A 10,593-nucleotide genomic window follows, 5' to 3' on the forward strand; every position below is an offset into this window, starting at 1 on the left:
GAAGCGTTTTAATTTGCGTTCTAGGAGATGAAATCGCTTGTCCTGTCCAATTCACAATCTCAGCATGCTTTATCCCCGTGATCGCACCATCGTCCAAATAAATTCTGATAGTACGTCCAATACCCATATTTTCTTCCTAGTGTCGAATTACTGCATATTATGCATTGTGCTAGTAGATCCCATTTTGCGCAAAAACATTTTCAAAATGGTCAAAAATTAACCAAAAATAAAAATAATTCCCTTATAAGAGATTTGAAAAATAACTGTTGGATCTAGTTGTTTTTCGATTGAGGATGTTTCCGTCAGTTTAATTCACACGGAGATAACCAGATGACAAATGAACAACTTTTAAATTCACAACAAGCAGCAGACTATTTAGGTGTTAGTAGAGCATTCTTAGAAAGGGATAGATGGGCAGGAGCAAAAATACCGTTTATTAAAATTGGAAGTAGAGCTGTTAGGTATCGTCAAAGCGATCTTGAAAGCTACGTTGAACAACAAGTTCGTTTATCTACCTCTCATCAAGGAGGTAAATAACTGTGCAGACCATGTTTCTTCATGAAATGAATGAAAGCCTGTTTAAGAAAGCTATAAACAAGCTACTTTGCTCATTTTTTCGAGTTGCTTATAAGCAAAATTTTCTTATAAGGGATTATTCCTCTCTAAAAGGGGGTATTTGTTATGCATTCCTTTAAAGAAAAGTCAGATGAATTTCCTTATATGGACTGGGGTGAACCTAATCCTATAGTGACCACGACACCCAGCGTGATGAGCATGACGGAAGAGCTTATGCCTGACGCTTTGAAAGATTGGTTAGTCGATGTGAGTCACAGAATGCAGACGCCTGCAGATTTTTCAACAATATCAGCCTTAGTTATTTTTAGTTCAGTAATTGGTTCCGGCTGCGGCATTAGACCAAAACAAGAGGATGATTGGGAGGTGATCCCAAATCTATGGGGTACATGTATTGGACAGCCTTCTGTTGTGCTCAAAACACCAAGTATGCAAGAAGCCTTGCGGATGCTTGAAAACCTACAAGCTAAACATGGTGAAAAATTTGAAAATGAGAAAGGCTTTTATAAGGCTGAAGAACTACAGAGGGAATTTGAAATAAAAGATATTGAAAAAAGAATTCAGAAGCTTTCTAAGGGAAACGGCGTCACCGGTACGGTAGATGCTGATGCAATGGCTGTATTAAAACATGATTATGCTGAAATTTATAAACAGTCTCAAGAACCACCTAAGAGGCGACTATTTAAGGCAAATGAAACCACCATTCAGGGCATGACCCTTATTCAGAAGCAAAATGAACGCGGTTTACTGGTTTTTAGAGATGAATTAACTGCTCTGCTTGTAAGATGGGATCGCGAAGAGCATGCAGATGAAAGGGCATATTTTCTAGAAGGCTGGAACGGAAATGGCAGTTACACCGACGTGAAAATTTCCAGGGGACTTACTGAGGTAAGCAATATTTGTATTAGCTTACTCGGAGGCATTCAGCCTGACAAACTTAAACGATACCTGTATCAAGCAACCCAAGGGAATAATGATGGGCTTTTACAGCGCCTTCAGCTAGCAGTATGGCCGGAATTACCTAAAACATGGATACTTGTCGATAGAAAACCTTATAAAGCAGCTAAGGATAAAGTACAGAACATTCTTGAAAAACTTTCTGAAATCAATTTTAGAGACCTTGGAGCATGGGCTGACGATGATGAAAGTAGACCGTATTTTCGTTTTGATATAGAGGCACAATCTGTATTTAACAAATGGTTAACTCGCTTACAAACAGAAAAAATTGCTAATGAAGATAATCCTTTAATGCAAGAGCATTTTGGAAAATACCGTTCTTTAATGCCCGCCTTAGCTCTTGTATTTCATTGCATAGATTGCATCGATAAGGGGTTTAAGGGCTCTATCAAATCAGCCACAGCTGAACTTGCTATTAATGTGTGTGAGTATTTAGAAACTCATGCAAGAAAAATATATGCAGTAGCTGAAAAGCCTGAAGTAGCTGCAGCAATTAAGTTGTGTGGCAAGATCAAAGATAAAGCTTTACCCAGCCCATTTACTGCAAAAAATGTATATAACAAAGGTTGGTTTGGATTAAAAGACAGAGAAGAGGTTGAAGGTGCTTGCCAGATATTAATAGAAAATAACTGGATTGCGATTGAAGTTCGTGAAACGAGTCAGCAAGGTGGCAGACGACCTCTACCATATTACAAAATTAATCCTGTATTTTTATAACCGACTCGAACGGGCCATCTAAACCATCAATACTTATTTAGGAGGTTTAGATGGTTTTTTTTGTCATCTTAGAGAATATTTTGTTCGATTTTCTTAACAACTAATTTCAATGAATCATTAAATTCACGAAAATCCTTCGCATGGTGTGCTCTCCTATGACAATTAGGGCAGAGTCCAATGACGTTAATAGGATGATCTGGTCCTCCATCAGCGAGCCTATGCAGGTGATGACATTCAATATATGGACCTTTTTTGGTATGGAAAGGAGATGGCATAGTACACCCTTCACAGAAGCCTTTTGACCTTCTACTAATATACAGCTTTAAAGCTTTTGCACGGTAATATGCTGATTGCCGCTTTTCTGATTTACTCGCTGATCTAGATGGCTTTTGAAGTGCTGCCTCCCTGAGCTCTTTAATAGACTTTTCTCTTAGGTCGCTTGGAGACCATTCCTTTTTAGAAACTGCTTTTCCAGGGATTTCGTTAAGAGATGAGTCAATATCTAGATGAAAAATTATGGCCATCCTGTCCTGGCCAAATTTATCTGGCCTAGTTTCTTCGTGGTAGCCTAAGCACTCTGCTTGCCCCAAGAACCTCACATATGCTTTTCTAGTGTACTCGAATGCATAAATGATTTTTCCGTCTTCTTTATGTTTTAATATTGCTCGATTACCACTTTTCATCTGCATATCCCCAACCTGTCCTTCGCCGGTATACCAAAATGTACCGTCAGGTCGATATTCATCCATGTAGCCGTTTTCTTCGCCCTCGGATGTAAAGATGAAAAGCAATCTATGATCTTTAGGGGTTGAAATTCCACCTTGAGCTTGCCCCTTGAACCGTTCATGGATTTCAGATTTTCGGTGATACTCTTTGCCTATCTCAAACATCAAACTTCTACATCTATATCAATAAGTTGTTCAAAAAATATTAGTTTAATTGTTCCCTCATATGGCTTGTTAGTTGTCACTCGAATTGAAGTACCATCCGATACTATGTTTAGGCCTACTGGAGAGCTTGTAATAAATGTGCAGATAGGATTATCGATTAAGTCATCCAGATTAACGATATATTCCGTTAAACCAGCATCAGTTACTGAACTACATCCCTCACTTTCAAGTATTGCGACGGTACCCGCAGTATCAAAGGTAATAAAGCCTCCAACTTGGTGAGCCCTGAAGCTTTCAGTCTGATCGACATAAACCTTATTTTCGTATAGATTAGGGGTGTCACCATAATAATTAGAGGTCCTGTTCAACTCACTGATAACAGATTGAGTGCTTAGCTGATTTATACCACTCATTGTGACTTGATATGAGACTGCTAATTCTGAAGCTGTCATTATGGATAAACCGATAATTGTTGAGAGTTTCGTGGGGTCAAGTTTCATAACAGGTAGCTCATCTATTTATTCAGCCTACTCAAAATAAGTACATCAACAAAGTAAGCCACTATTTGGCTGGTTCAGCTTAAAAAGCGTTCTCTACACTTTGTACAAGCTCCAGTATTTGTTAAGTAATTGCCGCATATTACACATTGGCCGTGCTCTTTTGATACGGTGAAGTTGTTTATCTCTTTCTTCGCTGCATCTAAAATACCAAGCTGACTCAATGCTAACTCGACGGCTCTGGAGGCCTCTGATACTGAACAACAAAATACTTCTCCAATAGGAGCAAGCTTATCGAGGCTCTCAGCTAGTATTTGATGAGTCTCTGACTCAACCTGTTCAGGGCGCTCAGTGTAATAAGCAGTGCTGAATTGCCACATACCTTTAGGCTGAATGTAATGTCTATAAAGACTAACTCGCTTCTCAAGAGAATTAATTTTTCTAGAGACTGACCCTTTTTCATTACCAGTAACTTTATTAATAAGTTTTTTGAGATCCCCCAGATACTTTTCAGCAAGCCTTACATCTCTCTCAATCGGAAGCCTATCGCCCCCGGGACATCCAACGCCACTTACTGCATGTTGAGGAACAAGCCCTTTGGAGTTGATGAAACGTCGACCTCCACAAACCTGACAAGTGACTTTTCTCCCCAGCCACATGTTATTGACATCCCTGAGTCGATCTAGAACATTTGTCGTGCTTAGAATTGTCATACCCACTTTTACACGCCGAGCTTTAGCGTTTTCAAAAATATATACAGCCCCGCGAGGATAACTTAATTCATGCATCCGTAGCATAACCGATGGTTGCTTTAGCTGGCCAATAAACAAACACAACCTTTCGAATAATAATGATGTTTATCTTTGAAATTAACCGTTTCTGTAGGGCCATGACTTGGAGTTCTTTCAATAACTGTACGAAAATGTTCAACCTAGAAAATGAGTGGTTCTTAAGATAATGATGTGAATAAACTTTTTTATATTCAAAGCAAACGATCGCTGATGGGCCGAAGAAGTGAATGTAGATTAGCTCTATCAACTTCACTATCTAACAACATTTTTCTTACCGCCTGCTCATAGTGAGACTTCGACTGAAAACACAATGCTCTGGAGACAGCTTCAAGTGCTGGTGTCTCTCGAACTGGATACCTAGAAATCAGCTTTGCGAGATCTTTTTCTAATATCAAGCTTTCGATATATTGGGCTTCTTCTTCATATATTTGTGCTGTTGAAAAGCCTATCTCAACGTTTCCAGATTTGATTTTTTGCCAGTTTGGCGCTTCAAATAGAAGCCGATCCCTAACCTTCCTCTCTACAATTCGTGCAGCCATTCTCTCTTTGTGTACGTCGATTGCTCCCACCGCTGCTTCAGTCAGGGCTTCCATTGTTGCGGCTGCATCTAAACCGTGTATTTCTGACACACGACTCAATACCCCCGATATAACAACTGGATGATAGTAAATCGATTCAACGGAATATTGTTCGATCGCTATGATTCCCTGAGCAGCAAGCATCTCACACTCATCCTGATCTCGGTTATCTCTATCGATTAAACCTATAGCGGTCAGCCAGTGCCCTCCTTCTGATAGGCATACCCCCTTCACTATCCGTTCAACATCTACACAACTACCTACGGGCTTAATTGATATTGAAGGAAATAAGATTTGATATATCTGCAAATCTAGGCTTGTTGGAGCCCCCTCAATAAATAATATTTTCTTTCTTGAGCCCAGAATTGCTTCAGCAATTTCCTCATCAATTTGATCAATGTCATGTAGGTAATCTATCTCCCAAAAGCGAGGATTGTGCCTGTAATTTCTTACTAAGAGTACCGATGCATTATCTTGATCTAAAGGTAAAAGGACATCATGAGTTGAAATTACGAATGCACAATCTGATCTATTTGCCAAGAGCGTGCTTATAAGTGGGGAAACAATTGATCTATGAAGGTGCCGCTCTGGCTCATCAAGCAAAATCAAGCTATCTTGTGGAGCTGTTAAGACACTTGCAATTATAAGTATTGCGTTTCTCTCACCATCTGAAAGCTCAGCTATACTATATTCAGGAACTCCATCCCTGGTAGCCATTAACTTTGTACCAGATGAAACTCGTATTTGAATCCCCAAGTTAGCTATTCTCAATATTTCATTAAGCTTTGAGAGTGGTGACTGGAGCATAGCTAGTCTTTCAACTCTCTCCATATCTCCAGCACGAGCAGCATTTGCTATCTCTCTTGCTTCAACATTTTCTGAGTCAATGAGATCAAATATTGTTATTTGTGACCGTGTGCTTGCGTTGTCATCCCTATAGCGTGCATCTTCTCTCTGCTCACTGGCGATCATGCTTCGTTCATGGTCATGCCTTCCCTGTGGGGTCAGGTCCATCGTGTTTGAATGAAACCACACTTGCCTGTGGGCAGTAATTCGACGGAATTTGCCTTGGTTAAGGGTCGCGAATCTATGCATCAGTGTTGACTTGCCAGTGCCGTTGGCACCAACCAAAAATGTCAGTTCACCAGAACTTATTGTCTTCGCTTCATGTTGTCCTTCAGCTACAGGGTAAGTCAAATTGAAGTCGCTCATACAAATCCTTTTAACGCTTTAAGAAATCTCATACAGATGATGAGAATGAAGACCTTTTCCATGAGAATCAATACTGCGTAATATTTTTGATGCGAGAATATAGCAGTCCTTATAGGCATCTCCGCTATTTTTTGTCTACATAGTGTCTACATGAGATAAAAACAAAAAAGCCTCAGCGCTAAAATTAGCGCTAAGGCTTTGATTTATATGGTGGGCCCACCAGGACTCGAACCTGGGACCAAGGGATTATGAGTCCCCTGCTCTAACCAACTGAGCTATAGGCCCGATTTTGTAATCAGCTATCTGAGTCGAGGAAGCTTCTCAGTTGATCCGAGCGTGATGGGTGACGCAGTTTACGTAACGCCTTGGCTTCGATCTGACGGATACGCTCACGGGTAACATCAAATTGTTTACCGACTTCTTCCAGTGTGTGGTCGGTATTCATATCAATACCAAACCGCATACGCAATACTTTGGCTTCTCGCTCGGTCAGACCGTTCAGAACGCCCTGAGTGGCTTCTCTGAGGCCTTCGATGATAGCGGAGTCTGCTGGTGACATCACGTTGATATCTTCAACGAAATCGCCCAGATGTGAATCTTCATCATCACCAATTGGTGTTTCCATCGAAATCGGTTCTTTGGAGATCTTCAGCACTTTACGGACTTTGTCTTCCGGCATTTCCACGCGTTCTGCCAGCTCATCAGGAGTTGGCTCACGTCCCATTTCCTGCAACATCTGACGGGCAACACGATTGAGTTTGTTGATAGTTTCAATCATGTGTACCGGAATACGAATAGTACGCGCCTGGTCGGCAATAGAACGGGTAATTGCCTGACGAATCCACCATGTTGCATAGGTAGAGAATTTGTAACCACGCTGATATTCAAACTTATCGACTGCTTTCATCAGACCGATATTGCCTTCCTGAATCAAATCGAGGAATTGCAGACCACGGTTAGTGTATTTTTTGGCAATAGAGATAACTAAACGCAAGTTGGCTTCGACCATTTCCTTCTTGGCACGACGCGCTTTGGCTTCAGCAATCGACATTTGACGGCTGATTTCTTTTATCTCTGAAATATCCAAGCCACGTTGTTCTGAAATTTCGGCCAATTTTGTTTGTGCCGCCAGAATTTCATCCAGATTTTTCTTAATGGTGGACGAATAATGTTTTTTGGCCCGAACAAATTTATCTGACCATTCGAGGTTGCTCTCATTACCCTGGAAGGCATCGATGAAATCACGGCGATTCATTCCTGCCTGCTGAACGACGATGTCCATGATAATTTTTTCTTGTTTACGTACTTCGGCAATGGTTTCTGCCATTAAATCGTTCAGGAAAATCAGCGTTTTTGGTGTTAACTTGAATTCCATGAACAGGTTACTGGCCTGTTCACGCGCTTCAATCATGGCATCGCCTTCGGCTACCAGGACATTATTGTAGGCTTCACGTAACGCGGTAAAACGGGCACGGGCTTCTTCCGGGTCAATTTCACCAGAATCATCTTCGTCATCGCTTACACCATCAACATCATCGTCGTCATCGCTATCACTGTCAGAGTCATCAGTATCTGTGCTGCTGGTCACATCATCGTCATCGTCATCCTCGGCAACGAGTTCTTCAGGAGCCACGAAACCACGAATCAGCTCATTCAGTCGCATTTCGCCCGCTTCTACAGCATCATAAAATTCAAGGAATGATGAAATAACGGGTGGATAGGTGGACAGCATTAACAGGCTTTCGCGCAAGCCAGCTTCAATGCGTTTTGCAATGACAATTTCACCTTCGCGGGTTAATAACTCAACAGAGCCCATTTCGCGCATGTACATGCGTACAGGGTCAGTAGTACGACCAAACTCTCCATCTGAACTTGCCAGAACGGCAGCCGCTTCATCATCAGAGACTTCATCATTTGATGAAACTGCCTCGGCAAGGCGCTCCATCTCATCGGTATCCATGCCATCTTCATGGACCATGATACCCAGATCACTAAACATACTGACGATGTCTTCGACCTGATCCGCATCGACCAAATCTTCTGGAAGGTGGTCATTGATCTCGCCGTAAGTGAGATAACCGCGCTCCTTTCCAAGGGCGATAAGTTCTTTAACGCGTGATTGCTGATCTTTCATTCGGCCTCTTTATGCATGGTGACGCTGTTTTTGGCGGTAACACTATATTATAGTGAAAGCACTTCGTTATTGCATCATTTTTGATTACAGAACACTTACTTAAAGGATTTTACTTCCATTTTTTCGGCCTCAGTTAATTGACTGAGCGGCTTACTCATCAGATAAGTTAAACGTTCATCTCTTGCTTGCTTGTTTAGACGACTCACAATCCCAATGAGTTCATGCTCCAGTTGTTCTGGCGACAAATTCAGCGGTTGCATTGCAAGTTTTTCCAGATATGGGGCTTGTTGAGTTTCTCGCCAACGCTCCAAAAGCTGTGCGGTTTTAAGATGGGGATGCTCACGCATGGTTTCAAGTAGCTGAATTAAAATCGCCAAACCTGGCATATCCAGCTGATGCAAATTATCTGTATCCGGAACAGCCTCATACAACTGTGGATGCTGTAACAGAATCATCACGGCCATACGCACAGGCGTCATATTGGCCATTGCATTTTGCTTGGCGTTTTTTGCTCGTGGTGGTGACGCAGGCTTTTCCAAGTGTTTGTTTAACGTGACAATATTGGTTTTAGCATGGTCTGCCAGCTGCTGCTCCAGCATATCGCGATACAAGCCTGCAGGGATATGTCTTAGATAGGGTTTGGCAATTTCAACCAGCCTGGCGCGGCCATCCATCGATTGACTATCCACCCGGGAAAGCAAGGTGGCAAAGAAAAATTCAGAATAACTTTGTGCCCGATCGACTAACTGATTAAAACCAGCGGCCCCCTGCTCCCTCACCATGGTATCGGGATCCTGCCCTTCAGGCAGAAACATAAATTTCAGCTCAAAATTGCCACCCAGTATTGGCATCGCATTTTCAGCCGCTCGCCAGGCGGCTTCTTTACCGGCACGATCGCCATCAAAACAAAAAACAATTTCCGGCGCGCTGCGCGTCAAAAGTCTTAAATGTTCGGATGTTGTCGCAGTACCTAATGTGGCCACCGCATTGTTAATACCAAACTGCGCCAGCGCGATCACATCCATATACCCTTCTACTATCAGGATCTTTTCCAATCGACGATTGGCTTTACGGGCCTGATACAAGCCATACAGTTCCTGGCCTTTATGAAAGATGGGCGTTTCGGGTGAGTTCAGATATTTTGGCGTGCCGTCGGCATCAATAACGCGACCACCGAAAGCGATAACGCGGCCCCGACGGTCACGGATAGGAAACATTAGTCGATCACGAAAACGATCGTAAGTACGCCCCTTGTCATTTTTAATCAGCATTCCGGCTTCGAACAGTTGATCCTGGGATTGCTGATTATTGCCAAAAGTGCGTAATACATTGTCCCAGCCGTCTGGTGCCATACCAATGTCAAAAGCGGCTACGGTTTCGGGACTGAGACCACGTTGTTGAATATAGTCCTGAAAGGGTTGGCGCTGCGGATGATTTTGCAGTTGATGAACGTAATAACGACTGACCTTATCCATCAGGTCATAAAGGTTTTGTCTGGCGGGGGTTAGTGCAGCTTGTTGTGTGACCGGGACTTGCATACCAACGGTATCGGCAAGCTCCTGAATGGCTTCCGGAAAGCTGAGTTGATCGTACTCCATCAAAAAGCCAATCGCCGTGCCGTGCGCACCACAGCCAAAACAGTGATAAAACTGTTTATCAGGACTGACTGTAAATGAGGGGGTTTTCTCGTTGTGAAAAGGACAACAGGCGTGCAGATTTTTACCGGCTTTTTTCAGCGGTACACGCGCATCGATAATATCAACGATATCGACTCGTGAGAGCAATTCGTCAATAAACTGTGGAGGGATTTGTCCGGCCATAAATCAATTATGGCCGAAGTCTGTCTTGAATGTTAACCACGTCTGAAAAAAGACCTGGTATGCTGGCTTAGGAACTGAGCGCGGCCTTGACTTGGCTGCTCACTGCGCCCATATCAGCACGTCCCTGAACTTTCGGACGCAACACATTCATCACCGCACCCATGTCTTTCTGGCTACTAGCGCCTGTCTCTTGAATTGCATCTGCGATAGCTGACTGCAATTCTGCTTCACTCAAAGCTGTTGGCAAAAATTCTTCAATAATAGCCAATTCAGCTTTTTCGATGACCGCCAGGTCATCACGGCCAGCTTGCTCAAACTGCGACAAGGCATCTTTGCGCTGCTTAGTCATTTTGGTCAGCACAACGATAATGTCATCGTCTGACATATCCTGGCGATTATCGACTTCAACTTGCTTGATGGCAGC

The 10,593-nt window shown here is 42.6% G+C and carries 9 protein-coding genes and 1 tRNA gene; 2 read left to right on the forward strand and 8 right to left on the reverse strand.

Annotation, left to right across the window (positions count from 1 at the left end):
- The first annotated feature begins 330 nt into the window (after positions 1 to 330).
- Positions 331 to 537, forward strand: coding sequence for a helix-turn-helix transcriptional regulator (locus B3O33_RS07745; protein WP_292361004.1), 207 nt, complete (start codon positions 331 to 333; stop codon positions 535 to 537).
- A gap of 144 nt (positions 538 to 681) precedes the next feature.
- Positions 682 to 2,247: a YfjI family protein gene (locus B3O33_RS07750; RefSeq protein ID WP_292361005.1), complete on the forward strand. Its 1,566-nt coding sequence runs from the start codon at positions 682 to 684 to the stop codon at positions 2,245 to 2,247.
- Positions 2,248 to 2,315: 68 nt separating this feature from the next.
- Here B3O33_RS07750 and B3O33_RS07755 read toward each other — a convergent pair whose 3' ends face one another.
- The 8 genes from B3O33_RS07755 to B3O33_RS07790 form a co-directional block, all read right to left on the reverse strand.
- Positions 2,316 to 3,137 (reverse strand): HNH endonuclease signature motif containing protein, encoded by an 822-nt coding sequence (locus B3O33_RS07755; protein ID WP_292361007.1) that lies wholly within the window; start codon positions 3,135 to 3,137, stop codon positions 2,316 to 2,318.
- Positions 3,137 to 3,637: a hypothetical protein gene (locus B3O33_RS07760; protein ID WP_292361009.1), complete on the reverse strand. Its 501-nt coding sequence runs from the start codon at positions 3,635 to 3,637 to the stop codon at positions 3,137 to 3,139. Before B3O33_RS07760 ends, B3O33_RS07755 begins: the two co-directional genes overlap by 1 nt.
- 74 nt (positions 3,638 to 3,711) lie before the next feature.
- Positions 3,712 to 4,422, reverse strand: coding sequence for a hypothetical protein (locus B3O33_RS07765; protein WP_292361011.1), 711 nt, complete (start codon positions 4,420 to 4,422; stop codon positions 3,712 to 3,714).
- Between the two features lie 194 nt (positions 4,423 to 4,616).
- Positions 4,617 to 6,215, reverse strand: coding sequence for an AAA family ATPase (locus B3O33_RS07770; protein WP_292361013.1), 1,599 nt, complete (start codon positions 6,213 to 6,215; stop codon positions 4,617 to 4,619).
- A 208-nt stretch (positions 6,216 to 6,423) separates the two neighbouring features.
- Positions 6,424 to 6,500 (reverse strand) — tRNA-Ile (locus B3O33_RS07775).
- A 10-nt stretch (positions 6,501 to 6,510) separates the two neighbouring features.
- Complete coding sequence (gene rpoD, locus B3O33_RS07780) at positions 6,511 to 8,349, reverse strand: RNA polymerase sigma factor RpoD (RefSeq protein WP_292361014.1); 1,839 nt, start codon at positions 8,347 to 8,349, stop codon at positions 6,511 to 6,513.
- Positions 8,350 to 8,444: 95 nt separating this feature from the next.
- On the reverse strand, positions 8,445 to 10,169 hold the full coding sequence (dnaG, locus tag B3O33_RS07785; protein WP_292361015.1) for a DNA primase: 1,725 nt from the start codon (positions 10,167 to 10,169) through the stop codon (positions 8,445 to 8,447).
- A 67-nt stretch (positions 10,170 to 10,236) separates the two neighbouring features.
- The coding region (locus B3O33_RS07790) for a GatB/YqeY domain-containing protein (protein WP_292363342.1) at positions 10,237 to 10,593 on the reverse strand (357 nt) is incomplete at its 5' end.

This window comes from Methylophaga sp. UBA1464, assembly GCF_002325665.1.
GTDB lineage: Bacteria > Pseudomonadota > Gammaproteobacteria > Nitrosococcales > Methylophagaceae > Methylophaga.

Coding starts and splice junctions, on each gene's coding strand:
- B3O33_RS07745 (WP_292361004.1), top strand. CDS start 331: ATGACAAATGAACAACTTTTAAATTCACAACAAGCAGCAGACTATTTA.
- B3O33_RS07750 (WP_292361005.1), top strand. CDS start 682: ATGCATTCCTTTAAAGAAAAGTCAGATGAATTTCCTTATATGGACTGG.
- B3O33_RS07755 (WP_292361007.1), bottom strand. CDS start 3,137: ATGTTTGAGATAGGCAAAGAGTATCACCGAAAATCTGAAATCCATGAA.
- B3O33_RS07760 (WP_292361009.1), bottom strand. CDS start 3,637: ATGAAACTTGACCCCACGAAACTCTCAACAATTATCGGTTTATCCATA.
- B3O33_RS07765 (WP_292361011.1), bottom strand. CDS start 4,422: ATGCATGAATTAAGTTATCCTCGCGGGGCTGTATATATTTTTGAAAAC.
- B3O33_RS07770 (WP_292361013.1), bottom strand. CDS start 6,215: ATGAGCGACTTCAATTTGACTTACCCTGTAGCTGAAGGACAACATGAA.
- rpoD (WP_292361014.1), bottom strand. CDS start 8,349: ATGAAAGATCAGCAATCACGCGTTAAAGAACTTATCGCCCTTGGAAAG.
- dnaG (WP_292361015.1), bottom strand. CDS start 10,169: ATGGCCGGACAAATCCCTCCACAGTTTATTGACGAATTGCTCTCACGA.